Annotated in this window: 12 protein-coding genes; 10 read left to right on the top strand and 2 right to left on the bottom strand. The window is 71.9% G+C overall.

The window, feature by feature from the left end:
* The first annotated feature begins 90 nt into the window (after positions 1 to 90).
* Positions 91 to 498, top strand: coding sequence for a hypothetical protein (locus V6U86_RS24385; protein ID WP_124771429.1), 408 nt, complete (start codon positions 91 to 93; stop codon positions 496 to 498).
* Positions 498 to 707, top strand: a complete 210-nt coding sequence (locus V6U86_RS24380; protein ID WP_030489477.1) for a DUF6186 family protein — start codon at positions 498 to 500, stop codon at positions 705 to 707. The genes V6U86_RS24385 and V6U86_RS24380 overlap by 1 nt, the downstream gene beginning before the upstream one ends.
* 504 nt (positions 708 to 1,211) lie before the next feature.
* Here the strand turns inward: V6U86_RS24380 and V6U86_RS24375 are convergent.
* Positions 1,212 to 2,084, bottom strand: a complete 873-nt coding sequence (locus V6U86_RS24375; protein ID WP_334506857.1) for a hypothetical protein — start codon at positions 2,082 to 2,084, stop codon at positions 1,212 to 1,214.
* Positions 2,085 to 2,286: 202 nt separating this feature from the next.
* Here V6U86_RS24375 and V6U86_RS24370 point away from each other — a divergent pair, with 202 nt between their 5' ends.
* The 8 genes from V6U86_RS24370 (at position 2,287) to V6U86_RS24335 (ending at position 11,579) form a co-directional block, all read left to right on the top strand.
* A complete protein-coding gene (locus V6U86_RS24370; RefSeq protein WP_334506855.1) occupies positions 2,287 to 3,615 on the top strand; it encodes an MATE family efflux transporter in 1,329 nt (442 codons plus the stop codon).
* Positions 3,616 to 3,746: 131 nt separating this feature from the next.
* Positions 3,747 to 4,589 carry a tRNA pseudouridine(55) synthase TruB gene (gene truB, locus V6U86_RS24365; protein WP_442935006.1) on the top strand — a complete coding sequence of 281 codons (843 nt, stop codon included), beginning with the start codon at positions 3,747 to 3,749 and terminating at the stop codon, positions 4,587 to 4,589.
* Positions 4,590 to 4,680: 91 nt separating this feature from the next.
* Positions 4,681 to 5,610, top strand: a complete 930-nt coding sequence (locus V6U86_RS24360; protein WP_334506851.1) for a bifunctional riboflavin kinase/FAD synthetase — start codon at positions 4,681 to 4,683, stop codon at positions 5,608 to 5,610.
* 200 nt (positions 5,611 to 5,810) lie between these two features.
* Positions 5,811 to 6,080, top strand: coding sequence for a 30S ribosomal protein S15 (gene rpsO / locus V6U86_RS24355; protein WP_030337594.1), 270 nt, complete (start codon positions 5,811 to 5,813; stop codon positions 6,078 to 6,080).
* Between the two features lie 227 nt (positions 6,081 to 6,307).
* Positions 6,308 to 8,692 (top strand): polyribonucleotide nucleotidyltransferase, encoded by a 2,385-nt coding sequence (locus V6U86_RS24350; RefSeq protein ID WP_334506846.1) that lies wholly within the window; start codon positions 6,308 to 6,310, stop codon positions 8,690 to 8,692.
* A gap of 47 nt (positions 8,693 to 8,739) precedes the next feature.
* Positions 8,740 to 10,137 carry a M16 family metallopeptidase gene (locus tag V6U86_RS24345; RefSeq protein ID WP_334506844.1) on the top strand — a complete coding sequence of 466 codons (1,398 nt, stop codon included), beginning with the start codon at positions 8,740 to 8,742 and terminating at the stop codon, positions 10,135 to 10,137.
* A gap of 122 nt (positions 10,138 to 10,259) precedes the next feature.
* Positions 10,260 to 11,027, top strand: a complete 768-nt coding sequence (dapB, locus tag V6U86_RS24340; protein WP_334506842.1) for a 4-hydroxy-tetrahydrodipicolinate reductase — start codon at positions 10,260 to 10,262, stop codon at positions 11,025 to 11,027.
* Between the two features lie 81 nt (positions 11,028 to 11,108).
* A complete protein-coding gene (locus V6U86_RS24335) occupies positions 11,109 to 11,579 on the top strand; it encodes a GNAT family N-acetyltransferase (protein WP_334506840.1) in 471 nt (156 codons plus the stop codon).
* 140 nt (positions 11,580 to 11,719) lie between these two features.
* Here V6U86_RS24335 and V6U86_RS24330 read toward each other — a convergent pair whose 3' ends face one another.
* Positions 11,720 to 13,837, bottom strand: a complete 2,118-nt coding sequence (locus V6U86_RS24330; protein WP_334506838.1) for an amylo-alpha-1,6-glucosidase — start codon at positions 13,835 to 13,837, stop codon at positions 11,720 to 11,722.
* Positions 13,838 to 13,901 lie beyond the last annotated feature (64 nt).

The raw sequence follows: 13,901 nt of genomic DNA, 5'->3' as shown, positions 1-13,901 counted from the left end.
GCGTCATCGATCCGTTGGTCTGGAAGATCAGGGTCAGCTCCGGGGAGTGTTGGCCTTCCCGCGCTCCGTGAGACCGGGAAGAATTGCGGGATGGAGCAGCCGCACGACCTCACCGTGGAGGCCCCCCGCGCCTGGGACCGGCCCGCCGTCTCCGTTCCCGTCATCGTCTGCCTGTCGCTCGTCGGTGGCCGGTTCGCGTCCTTCTCCACGGAGGCGAATCTGTTCACCCTCGGCACGGGTGGGGTGCTGATCTGGCTCGGTCTGAGCAACCGGGTGCCGCGCCGGCCCGCGCCGCGCCGGCTGGGCGCTGGGGCGGCCTGGTGGGCGGTGCCGGTGGTGGTGTTCGGCGTCTTCGAGGGCGTGACCTTCGTGCTGGCTGCCGGCGATGATTTTCCCACCTTCTCCCGGCTGGCCGACCCCTTGCTGGAGGATCATCTGACCCGCTCGGCGGCTTGGTTCGCCTGGTTGGCCGCCTTCTGGGGTTTGGTGCGGCGATGATGCGAGCGCTCGCGATCGGCGGTTTCCTCACCGCGCTGGTCCTCTTCGCGGTGGTCGAGTGGATGGCCCGGCGGGAGGGGTCCCGGATCCCCACCCTGGGCGAGGTCTGCGCGTACGTGATGCGCTATGAGGTCGGCTCGGTGCCGGTGGGCCGGATCGGTCTGTTCGGGTTCTGGTGGTGGCTGGGCTGGCACTTTCTGGCCCGCTGAGCTGGGTTGCCGACCGTCCAAATGGCGGGAACCGTAAGCAGTATGTGGACCTGAACGATAACTTGGGAGAGGGCCGGCGCCGCCTGGCGGTGCAGGTCACGGGCGGTGGTGCCACACCCTGTGCCGCCTCCCTCCAGGGTCGGACCGACCCGGGCTCACGCTGCCCAGCCGGCTGCTCCGGTAACCCCGGACCGCCGTGGGGCGCTCAGCACGACCGCCCGTGAGGGCCGCCGCGCGTCGGCGGCTCGCGCCCTGGAAGAGGAGCGCCACCATGCCGAACAAGCCCAAGCCCGAGACCACCACAGACGACGCCCGCGAGCAGGCCCGCCGCGCGCTGCAGACGTCGATGGACACCCGTCAGTGACCCACCTCGACCGGTGGTGACGCCGCCGACGTGCCACGCCGGCAGCGTCACCATCCGTCCGGCTCTGCTGCCCTGATTCGATCACGGTCCGCCGTGGCCGGCCGGTGTCGGCTCCCCTGCCGGCCCTCAGTGGCAATCGTTCAGGACAGGAACTTGTCCAGTGCCGCCTCGATGGTGCCGGAGTCCGGTGCCGCGTACGCCCTCATGGTGGTCTTGTCGTACGAGATGAAACTTGGGCACCTGGTCGTCGGGGCGGTCACGGTGCCGCCGCTGCCGATCTTCTCGCCGGTCTTGGCCGCGTAGAAGGTCAGGGTGTAGCGCGACGAGACGTAGTCGATGGAGATCTGCTTCTCCGACTTGTCCTTGTACTGACACTTCTTCGGGGAGCCCTCGCTGCCCTCGTCGAACTTCAGGCAGCCCACCACCGACACCTTCTGGAAGTCCTCGCCCTTGGCGTAGTAGGGCTTGTCCGAGGGGATGTACCTCGACGACCAGGACGTCGGCCGGTCGGGGTTGTTCGAGAACGTGTACGCCTTGGCGCCGGCCGGGCCGCTGTAGGGTGCCGCGTTCAGGATCGGGCTGCCCTCGCAGACGTTCGACAGGTCGCTTGAGTAGCGGGCGGTCATCGAGTTGTTGTCGTTCGGCGGATCCGCCGCCCCGGGCGCGGGGGAGGCCGCGGTGTCCGGCGTGCTGCCCGAGCCGCTGCCGGTGCCCAGGGTGGGTTCGGAGGACGTGGCCACCACGGGCTTGTCGCCGTCGTCGTCGTAGGCGAGCAGGAGGCCGATTCCGGCGCCGCAGATGGCGAGTACGAGGACAAGCGCGCCGGCGACCAGCCCGATGATCAGACCCTGGTTCGACTTGTTCGGTGCCGGTGGGGGTGGTGTGCCGTACTGCGGCGGCGGCTGGCCGTATGGCGGGTAGCCACCCTGCTGCGGTGCGGCCGGTGGGCCGCTCCAGGGGGTGGCGCTCGGGCCGGGCTGGGGCTCTCCGTACGGAGGGTAACTGTCGCTCAAGTTAACGGCCTATCGCTGTCATGGTGCCCCCGTTTGGGAGATTCGGACAGGGTAGTGAGCGCCACAAATCGGGACGCCGCCGAGATGGAGCGCGTCCGGGCCGGGGTCGGCAGTTGACTCCCGCCGGGCCGGTCAGAGGCCGGATGCGTAAGTCATCAGCAGTCTTGCGATCCTTACAGGGGGCGTGCGAGGATCGGCGACGATGAGCCAGCTCACCCCCACCGCCACCGCCGGGCCCGCCTCGCCACGCCGGATCGCCGCGCTCGCCCTGCCGGCCCTCGTGGTGCTCGCCGCCGAACCGCTCTACGTGCTGGTCGACACGGCCGTCGTCGGTCACCTCGGCCGGGTGCCGCTCGCCGCGCTCGCCGTCGGCGGCACGGTCATGACGCTCACCGCCTGGGTCGGCACCGTGGTCGCGTACGGCACCACCGGGCGCGCGGCCCGCCGCTTCGGCGCAGGTGACCGGGCAGCCGCCGTCTCCGAAGGCGTCCAGTCGTCCTGGCTGGCGTTCGGTGTCGGTCTGCTGATCGCGATCGGCATGCAGTTCGGTGGCGGCGCGCTCGCCCGTACCCTCGTCGGTGATGGTGGCGAGGTGGCCGACGCCGCCGCGCAGTGGCTGCGGATCGCGGCCCTCGGCGCTCCCGGCCTGCTGCTCGCCGCCGCCGGCAACGGTTGGCTGCGCGGCGTGCAGGACACCCGCCGCCCGCTGTTCTTCGTGCTCGGCCCCAACCTGCTCTCCGCGCTGCTCTGCCCGCTGCTGGTCTACCCCGGCGGGCTGGGTCTGGTCGGCTCGGCGGTGGCCAACGTCGTCGCGCAGACGCTCTGCGGGGTGCTCTTCGCCGCCGCCCTGGTCGGTGAGCGGGTGTCACTGCGGCCCCGGCCCCGCGTGATCCGCCAGCAGTTGGTGCTCAGCCGGGACCTGCTGATCCGTGGACTGGCCTTCCAGGCCAGCTTCCTGTCCGCGACCGCCGTCGCCGCCCGCTTCGGCGCCGCCGCCGTCGGCGCCCACCAGATCGCCCTGCAACTCTGGTTCTTCACCGCGCTGGTGCTCGATGCCCTCGCCATCGCCGCGCAGTCCCTGGTCGGTGCCGCGCTCGGTGCCGGCGACGACGCGGGCGCGCGGGCGCTCGCCCGCCGCGTCGGGCTGCTCGGCGGCGTCTGCGGCGTCGCTTTCGCGCTGCTCATCGCCGCCGGCGCCGGCATCGTGCCGTCGTGGTTCAGCTCCGATCCGGGGGTACGCGAACAGGCCATGGTGGCCTGGCCGTGGTTCGTCGTCATGCTGCCGTTGGCCGGGGTGGTGTTCGCCCTCGACGGCGTGCTGATCGGCGCCGGCGACGTGCGTTACCTGCGCAACCTCACCATCGTGGCGGCGCTCGGCGGCTTCCTGCCGGCCATCTGGCTGGCGTACGCGCTGGATCTCGGGCTGGGCGGCATCTGGGCCGGGCTCACCCTGTTCGTGGTGATCCGGCTGGTCGCCCTGCTGCTGCGACTGCGCGACGGTGGCTGGGCGGTCACCGGCGCGGTCCGCTGAGGGCTCCTGCTGGCACTGCCGGTCGCCCGGGTCACGCCGGGCCTGCCCACGCACTGCGGGGTGGGTGCCATCTGGCAGGCTTGGCCGACGTGAGCACCGATGGTCTGATCGTGGTCGACAAGCCCGGCGGCATGACGTCGCACGACGTGGTGGCGCGGATCCGCCGACTGGCCAAGACCCGGCGGGTCGGGCACGGCGGCACCCTCGACCCGATGGCGACCGGGGTGCTGGTGATCGGTGTCGGCCGGGCCACCCGGCTGCTGACCTACGTGATCGGCGCGGGCAAGAGCTACACCGGCACCATCCGGCTCGGCCAGACCACCGTCACCGACGACGCCGAGGGCGACGTGATCGCCACCGTGCCGGCCGGCCAGGTCAGCGACGAGGCGATCCGCTCCGCGTTGGCCGGGCTCAGCGGCGAGGTGGACCAGGTGCCGAGCGCGGTCAGCGCCATCAAGATCGACGGACAGCGGGCGTACAAGCGGGTCCGCGACGGGGAGAGCGTCGAACTGCCCGCGCGCCGGGTCACCATCTCCCGGCTGGAGGTGCTGGCGATCCGCCGCACCGAGCCGGACGTGGTGGACGTGGACGTGGACGTGACCTGCTCCTCCGGCACGTACATCCGGGCCATCGCCCGCGACGCCGGCCTGGCGCTCGGCGTCGGCGGGCACCTCACGGCGCTGCGGCGCACCGCGGTGGGTGGTTTCACCCTCGCCGAGGCGGCGACCCTCGACGAGTTGGAGCAGCGCGCCCCGGACGTGGTGAACCTGCCACTGGACGCGGCGGCGGACCGGTTCTTCGCGCGCCGGGAGGCCACGCCCGACGAGGCCCGGGTGCTCGCCCACGGCGGGCCACTGGACCCGGCCGGCCTCAGCGGGCCGTACGCCGTCTTCGGGCCGGCCGGCGGCCTGATCGCTATCGTCAGCGAGCGGGACGGGCGGGCTCGGGCGGAGATCGTGCTCGCTCCGGCCTGACAGCGGGCGCAGGTCCGCCGGCCCGCAGCCGGCGGTGTCGACCCGCCGGCCTGCGGGACAGCAGACCGGCGGGACAGCAGAGAGGAACGGCATGCAGCGGTGGCGGGGCTACGACGCGGCGCCCGGCGGGTGGGGACGCTCGGTGGTCACCATCGGCGTCTTCGACGGCGTGCACAAGGGGCACCAGGCGACGATCGGGCACACCGTGGCCCGGGCCCGCAAGCTGGGTGTGCAGTCGGTGGTGGTCACCTTCGACCCGCACCCGGCCGAGGTGGTCCGCCCCGGTTCGCACCCGGCGGTGCTCACCGAGCCGGCCCGGAAGGCCGAGCTGATCGAGGCGCTCGGCGTGGACGTGCTCTGCGTGGTGCCGTTCACCCCGGAGTTCTCCCGGGTGCCGGCCGAACAGTTCGTGCACGACGTCCTGGTCGAGCACCTGCACGCCGCGTTGGTGGTGGTCGGCAGCAACTTCCGCTTCGGGCACCGGGCGGCCGGGGACGTGGCGTTGCTGGAACGGCTCGGTCAGACGTTCGGCTTCGGCGTGGAGGGCGGCCCGCTGGTCGCCGAGGACGGCACCGTCTTCTCCTCCACCTACATCCGGTCCTGCGTCGACGCGGGCGACGTGGGCGCGGCAGCCGCCGCCCTGGGCCGCCCACACCGGCTGGAGGGGGTCGTGGTCCGCGGCGACCAGCGGGGCCGGGAGCTGGGCTTCCCCACCGCCAACCTGCTCTGCCACCGCTATGCGGCGGTGCCCGCCGACGGGGTGTACGCGGCCCGGCTGATCCGTCGCGGCCAGCGTGAGCCGCTGATGGCGGCGGTCTCCGTGGGCACCAACCCGACCTTCTCCGGCCGCGAGCGGCGGGTGGAGGCGTACGCGCTGGACTTCTCCGGCGACCTGTACGGCGAGCGGCTGGCCCTGGACTTCGTGGCGCACCTGCGTGGTCAGGTCCGGTACGACTCGATCGAGCCGTTGATCGCCCAGATGAACCAGGACGTCGAGCGCACCCGGCGGGCGTTGGCCTGATCGTCGTGCGGGTGACGGGGCGCCACCGAGGCCCTTCGCCGGGTGTTACCGGCGAGTGCTGGTAGTCTTGCCGGGACGTCGGGTGACCGGCGTGGGGCCTCGCGTGCCTGCTCGACGCCGCGGGTGCGAGGTGCCGGTCCGTTCCCGGTCCATCGGGACGACGGACACCCACTTGATCAACCCATCGAAACAGGGAGAACATGGCGCTCGATCAGGAAGCCAAGGCCAGCATCCGCGCGGAGTACGCGACCGCCGAGGGCGACACCGGTTCGCCGGAGGTTCAGGTCGCGGTCCTCACCAAGCGGATCGCGGAGCTGACCGAGCACCTGAAGGTGCACAAGCACGACCACCACAGCCGCCGTGGGCTGCTGCTGCTGGTCGGCCGGCGCCGTCGGTTGCTCAACTACGTCCAGAAGAAGGACATTGCTCGCTACCGGTCGCTCATCGAGCGGCTCGGTCTGCGCCGGTGACGTGACGGGGGAGTGGCCGGTCGGCCGCTCCCCCGTACCGCGTCCCACCTGAAGAAACACGGGCCGCGCGACCACCCGAGAGGGAGCCGGTCAGCGTACCGGTCTCCGGTAGTGGCCCCCGGGAACCCCGGCATCATGCCGGCCACCCGGGCGCTTCGATCGAAGACCGGCCGGCTGAGCAGCTCCCCGATGTCGTGGGCCCACGACGCGAAGGAGCACGACAGCACATGACCGAGACCAAACTCGGCACCGAATCCCGCACCGCCGTGATCGACAACGGGTCCTTCGGCACCCGCGAGATCACCTTCTCCACCGGCCGGCTGGCTCGCCAGGCCGCCGGTTCCGTCATCGCCCAGCTGGGCGAGACGGTGGTTCTCTCCGCCACGACCGCCGGTAAGCACCCGAAGGAGCAGTTCGACTTCTTCCCGCTGACCGTCGACGTCGAGGAGCGGATGTACGCCGCGGGCCGCATCCCCGGCTCGTTCTTCCGCCGTGAGGGTCGGCCCAGCGAGGACGCGATCCTCACCTGCCGGCTGATCGACCGGCCGCTGCGCCCGTCCTTCGTCAAGGGCCTGCGCAACGAGGTCCAGGTCGTCGAGACCATCCTCGCGCTCGACCCGCAGCACCCGTACGACGTCGTGGCGATCAACGCCGCCTCGATGTCGACCAAGCTCTCCGGCCTGCCGTTCTCCGGCCCGATCGGGGCGACCCGCGTCGCCCACATCGACGGCCAGTGGGTCGCCTTCCCGACCCTGGAGGAGCTGGCCCGGGCCACCTTCGACATGGTCGTGGCCGGCCGCACGCTCGACGACGGCGACGTCGCGATCATGATGGTCGAGGCCGAGGCCACCCCGAACGCCGTCGCCCTGATCTCGGCCGGTGCCACCGCCCCGACCGAGGAGATCGTCGCCAGCGGCCTGGAGGCCGCCAAGCCGGCGATCCGTGAGCTGTGCCGCGCGCAGAGCGAGCTGGCCGAGGTCGCCGCCAAGCCGGTCACCGAGTTCCCGGTGTTCCTGGACTACCAGGACGACGTGTACGACGCCGTTGCCGAGTTCGCCCGCGGCGACGTGGCCGAGGCGATCACCATCGCCGGCAAGGCCGACCGCGAGGAGGCCCTGGACCGGGTCAAGGCCCGCGTCGCCGAGGAGTTGGGCGGTCGGTTCGAGGGCCGGGAGAAGGAGCTCAGCGCTGCCTTCCGGTCGCTGACCAAGTCCGAGGTGCGCAACCGCGTGCTGCGCGAGCAGGTCCGCATGGACGGGCGTGGCCCGCGCGACATCCGGGCGCTGACCGCCGAGGTCGGGGTGCTGCCCCGGGTGCACGGTTCGGCGCTGTTCGAGCGGGGCGAGACCCAGATCCTGGGTGTCACCACGCTGAACATGCTCCGCATGGAGCAGATGGTGGACACGCTCTCCCCGGAGAACCGCAAGCGCTACATGCACAACTACAACTTCCCGCCGTACTCGACCGGTGAGACCGGCCGGGTCGGCTCGCCGAAGCGTCGCGAGATCGGCCACGGCGCTCTCGCCGAGCGTGCGCTGATCCCGGTGCTGCCGTCGCGCGAGGAGTTCCCGTACGCCATCCGGCAGGTCTCCGAGGCGCTCGGTTCCAACGGCTCCACCTCGATGGGTTCGGTCTGCGCCTCGACGCTGGGCCTGCTCTCCGCGGGTGTGCCGCTGAAGGCGCCGGTCGCCGGCATCGCGATGGGGCTCATCTCCGACGAGGTGGACGGCAAGACCCAGTACGTGACGCTGACCGACATCCTCGGTGCCGAGGACGCGTTCGGTGACATGGACTTCAAGGTCGCCGGCACGCCGGAGTTCGTCACCGCGCTGCAGCTCGACACCAAGCTCAACGGCATCCCGTCGGACGTGCTTGCCGCCGCGCTGCAGCAGGCGAACGAGGCCCGGCAGATCATCCTCGGGGTGATGAAGGCGGCGATCGAGGCTCCGGCCGAGATGTCCGACTACGCGCCGCGGGTCACCACCGTCAAGATCCCGGTGGACAAGATCGGCATGGTGATCGGCCCGAAGGGGCAGACCATCAACGCGATCCAGGACGAGACCGGCGCCGAGATCTCCATCGAGGACGACGGCACGATCTACGTCGGCGCCACCAACGGCCCGTCGGCCCAGGCGGCCGTCGACCGGATCAACGGCATCGCCAACCCGACGCTGCCGAAGCAGGGCGAGCGGTTCCTCGGCACGGTGGTCAAGACGGCCGCGTTCGGCGCGTTCATCTCGCTCCTGCCGGGCCGTGACGGCCTGCTGCACATCTCCAAGGTGGGCGACGGCAAGCGGGTCGAGCGGGTTGAGGACTTCCTCAACGTCGGTGACCGCGTCGAGGTCGAGATCGCGGACATCGATGCCCGCGGCAAGATCTACCTCGACAAGGTCCGCCCGGAGGGCACCGAGGCTCCGGCCGCCGGTGAGGCCGCCGCTGGCGACCGGCCGGCTGGTCGGGACCGGGGCGACCGGGCTCCGCGTGACCGTGGCGACCGTGAGCGTGGCGCCGACCGTGGCGCGCGTGGCCCGGAGCGCGGCGGCGAGGGCGGTAGCGGCGGCGAGGGTGGCGAGGGCGGCGAGCGTCCGCGCCGTCGGACCCGGCACAGCTGACCGTCGTACAACGCATCACCCACCCCTCGTCGAACCGGGAGCACCACGTGAGTCGGGCCTTCAGCGCGCCGTTTCCACCGGATCGACGGGGGGTGGCCCCGTCTCGGGACACCGGGGCGGGCCGTTCCGGCGGCACCGCCCGCGCGGTGACCCGGACTCTCAGCGACGACCCGCTGGGCGGCACGGTACGACGTACCGTGCTGCCCAGCGGCCTGCGTGTCCTCACCGAGGCGATTCCGGCGATGCGCAGCGTCTCGTTCGGCATCTGGGTGGCGGTCGGCTCGCGCGACGAGACCGGCCCGCAGGCCGGTGCCGCGCACTTCCTCGAACACCTGCTCTTCAAGGGCACCCACAAGCGCACCGCACTGGAGATCTCCTCGCAGATCGAAGCGGTGGGTGGTGAAACCAACGCCTTCACCACGAAGGAATACACCTGCTACTACGCACGCGTGCTGGACGAGGACCTGCCGCTGGCGGTCGACGTGATGTGCGACCTGGTCGCCGATTCGCTGTTGGAACCGGCGGACGTCGAGACCGAGCGTGGCGTGATCCTGGAAGAGATCGCCATGCACGACGACGAGCCCGGTGACGAGGTGCACGACCTCTTCGTCCAGGCCGTCTACGGCGACCACCCGCTGGGTCGGCTGATCTCCGGCACCGCCGAGACCGTCACCCCGATGACCCGCCGGCAGATCCAGAGCTTCTACCGGGGTCGCTACACCGCGCCGCAGATCGTCATCGCCGCCGCCGGCAACCTGGACCACGCCGCGGTGGTGAAGATGGTCCGACAGGCCGTGAAGGGCACGCCGCTGGACAGCGACCCGGCCAGCCCGGCACCGCACCGCGCGGCGACCCCGGCGGTACGCACCAAACCGGCGACCACCCTTGTGGAGCCGAAGGAGACCGAGCAGGCGCACGTCATCCTCGGCTGCCCCGGCATCGACCGGCTCGACGACCGGCGGTTCGCGCTCGGGGTGCTCAACAACGTGCTCGGCGGCGGCATGTCCAGCCGCCTGTTCCAGGAGATCCGCGAGCAACGTGGGCTCGCCTACTCGGTCTACTCCTACGCCAGCCAGTACGCCGACAGCGGCCTGTTCGCCGTCTACGCCGGCTGTGCGCCGGGCAAGGTGGACGAGGTGCTGGCCCTGACCCGCGCCGAGCTGGCCCGGGTGGCCGCCGACGGGTTGACCGAGGCCGAGGTGGCCCGGGGCAAGGGGATGAGCAAGGGTTCCTTCGTGCTCGGCCTGGAGGACACCGGCTCCCGGATGAGCCGGTTGGCCAAGGGTGAGCTGCTCTACGGCGACCTGATGCCTGTCGACGAGTTGCTCCGGCGGGTCGACGAGGTCACCGTCGAGGATGTCAACGTCCTCGCCGCCGAGCTGCTCAGCCGGCCGATGTCGCTGGCCGTGGTCGGCCCGTTCGGCAAGAACGACTTCTCCGCCTGAGATCGCGGCGCGACAGGGGTCGTCCGGCTGCGGGCGGAGCCCTGTCGACCTGGCATCCCGGCGGGTGGATCCCCGCGGATCCGGCCCGGAGGGCACGTCCCGACTGGGATAGGTTGTGGCCCGTGACTGACGAGCAGGAGAAGACCCCCGCCGAGCTGGTGCGGGTCGGTGTGTTTGGTGCCCGTGGCCGGATGGGCGTCGAGGTCTGCAAGGCGGTTGACACCGCCGACGACCTGGCGCTGGTGGCGTCGATCGACCAGGGCGACGACCGTTCCGCCGTCGCCACCGCCGAGGTGGTCGTCGACTTCACCACACCGGACGTGGTCATGGACAACCTGCGGTGGGCCATCGAGCAGGGCATCAGCGCGGTGGTCGGCACGACCGGCTTCACCGAGCAGCGGCTGGAGCAGGTGCGCGGCTGGCTGGCCGACAAGCCGCAGGTGGGTGTGGTCATCGCCCCGAACTTCGGCATCGGCGCCGTCCTGATGATGCAGTTCGCCGCGCGCGCCGCCCGGCACTTCGAGTCCGTCGAGATCATCGAGCAGCACCACCCGCGCAAGCTGGACGCCCCGAGCGGCACCGCCACCCACACCGCCCGGCAGATCGCCCAGGCCCGCGCCGAGGCCGGTCTCGGCCCGGTGCCGGACGCCACCAAGGACGAGGTGCCGGGTGCGCGCGGCGCCGACATCGACGGGGTACGCGTCCACGCAGTGCGCGCCACCGGCCTGGTCGCCCACCAGGAGGTGCTCTTCGGCGGCACCGGCGAGACGCTGACCATCCGACACGACTCGTATGACCGGGTGTCGTTCATGCCGGGCGTGCTGCTGGCCGTCCGCGCGGTGCGCAACCGCCCCGGCCTCACCGTCGGCCTGGACGCTCTGCTCGACTGACCAGATCTTGGACAGTTTCCGTTACGCGCTGACGGAAACTGTCCAAGATCTCGGGGAAGCGGACCGGGTAGCATCCGCCGGATGATCGATGCGGGACACCTGGACCGGGCCGGACGGCGCGTCACGCTGCGGCCGGTCGACAACGACAACTGGCGGGCGGTGGCCGACGTCGCCCCGCGCGACGACCAGCGCCGTTTTGTGGCCGCTCTGGGCGCCCGTTACCTGCTGCTGAGCACGCGCTCCGAGGTGTGGAACTCGCTCGCGGTGTACGCCGATGAGAGCGTCGTCGGCCACGTCATGTGGGGCGTGGACGACGACGGCTCGCACTGGATCGGCGGGATGCTGATCGATGCCGCCGAGCAGGGCCGGGGCGTCGGCCGGGCCACGGTGCAGACGCTGGCCGCCTGGTTGGCGGCCCGAGATGGCAACCCCCCGGTCCGCCTCTCGTACCACCCCGACAACACCCCAGCCGCCGCCCTCTACACCTCCCTCGGCTTCCACCCCACGGGAGCGCTGGACGACGACGAGCTGATCGCCGAACTCCGCCCCTAACCACCCCACCCCACCGCGCCCCTAACCACCCCGCCCCACCCCGCCCCCGCCCTGACCCCGTTGATCATGAAGTTATTGCCACGACACGCCGCGTGAAGCGACAACAACTCCATGATCAACGGGGGCGGGGTGGGGTGGGGTTAGGGGGTGGGGGTGGGGCGGCTTGGGGTGGGGCGGCGTGGGGTGGGCAGGGTGGGGATCTGGGTCAGGGGGGTGGGGAGGCCGTGGACGGTGGCTTCGCCGGTGCGGTTGACCGTGACGTCTACCGGGGCGTTGGCCACCCGGAGTCCGTCGACCGCGACGGCGCCCAACTCCGCTCCCGCCAGGGGGGCCAGTCGGACCGTGCCGCCTGGCACGTCCGGGTAGAGCCCTGTGGCGGCCTGGAGCAGCAGCACCGCGCCTGCCGCCGCCCACGCCTGAGGTCGGCACGCGGCCGGGTACGGCACCGGCCGATTGACCAGTGCGCGGTCGTCACCGCCGTACAGCTCCGGCATCCGGTAGTCGAATGCCTCGGCCGCGCTGAGCAGCCCGTCGGCCAGGCCGAGCGCGGCCTCCCGGTGCCCGGCGCGGGCCAGCCCACCCAGCACGATCGCGGTGTCGTGGGTCCAGATCGAGCCACAGTGGTACGACAGCGGGCTGAAGCCGGCGTCGTCGCTGGACATGGTGCGTAGCCCGAACCCGGCGGCCATCGTGTCGGTGGTGAGCAGGTGCGCGACCTGGGCCTCTTCGTCCCGGTCGAGCAGGCCGGTGCCGAGCAGGTGGCCGATGTTGCTGGTCAACGAGTCGACGGGGCGCTTGTCCCGGTCGAGGGCGAGCGCGGGTTGCGGGCCGTGGCGGCCGTCCACCCAGAAACTGTTCCGGAACCGGCGGACCAACCCTGCGGCGTGCTCGCGCCAGCGGTCCGCGCCCGGTCGGCCGAAGGCGTCCAGCAGGGCGGCGCCGTTCACGGCGGCCTCGTGCGCGTACCCCTGGACCTCGGCCAGCACGATCGGCGCGGTGGCCAGGGTGCCGTCGTGGAAGCGGACGGCGTCGCCGGAGTCCTTCCAGCCCTGGTTGGACAGCCCGTGCCCGGTGGTGTCGATGTACTCGACGAGGCCGTCACCGTCCGGGTCGGCGTGCTCGCCGAGCCAGCGCAGTGCCGCCTCCAGGTGCGGCAGCAGGGGCTCGACCTGTTCGGCGGGCATGCCCCACCGCCACGCGTCGTGCAGGAGGTTGACCCAGAGCATGGTGGCGTCGACGGTGCCGTAGTACGCGGGCGGCAGGCGCAGGCCGTTGCCGGGCACCGTGAACTCGTGTCGGCGCAGCTCGTGCAGGATTTTGCCAGGGGCCTCGCCGGTCGCCGGGTCGATCCGGGTGCCCTGCCGGCGGGCGAGCACGCGCAGGGTGCCGGCGGCCAGGTCGGTGCCGAGCGGCAGCATCATCCGGGCGGCCCAGAGGCTGTCCCGGCCGAACAGGGTGAGGAACCAGGGCACCCCGGCGGCGAGGAACACGTCCGTCGGCGTGCCGGTCTCGGCCAGTCGTAGGCCGCGCAGGTCGTCCAGGCTGCGGTCCAGCAGTCGGACCAGGCGGCGGTCGTCGGCGGTCACCGCGGGTCGGGACCATTCTGGCTCGCCGGCCGGGCCGACGACGACGGCGCGCGGGTCGTCGACGGTCAGCTGCCAGCGCAACACTGTCTCGCCGCCGGGGGGCAGGTCTACCGGCCAGGCCAGCCGGGGTGTGGTGGCACGCTCGGCGGTGGCCAGCACGTCCGCGCCCGGCGCGCTGACGGTGACGGTGATCCCGGCTGCCGACCAGGTGAGCAGGCCGGGCTGGCCGGTCTTGGCCTCCAACGCGGTGGTGGTGCCACCGGACTTGACGGTCTCGATGGGTGCCAGGTCGCAGCCGAGGTCGACGGTGACGGTGGCCCGTACGCCCACCGTGGCGGTGGAGATGATCCGCAGCTCTTCGGTGAGGCCGTTGCGGGTGGCCCGACGGATGCGGTCGACGCGGACGGTGGGGTCGGGCGTGGGGTCACCGAGCCAGCGGGCCAGGCTGACGAAGTGCGCGCCGTGTGGGCCGTCCTCGCCACGGGTCAGCCCTTCAAGCTCCCGCTCGTCGACCCGCAGCTCGGCGCGGGAGAGCACCCGGGCGTCGGCGTGGAAGACGCCCTGGACGCCGGTCGGGCGGATCTGCCCGGTCGCGTCCCCCAGCGCGCTGGTCGGGGCGAAGACCACCCCGACCAACTCGTGCAGGAGGGGTTGCAGCTGGCGTTCGATCACGGTGTGGCTCCAGATCCTCGGGGTGCGGGGCGGACATCTTGACAACGCGCCCCTGGCGGTGCAA

Origin of the sequence: Micromonospora sp. CPCC 205558 (assembly GCF_036902955.1) — a bacterium.
Lineage (GTDB): Bacteria > Actinomycetota > Actinomycetes > Mycobacteriales > Micromonosporaceae > Micromonospora.
This window is presented reverse-complemented; position numbering and strand designations above follow the sequence as displayed.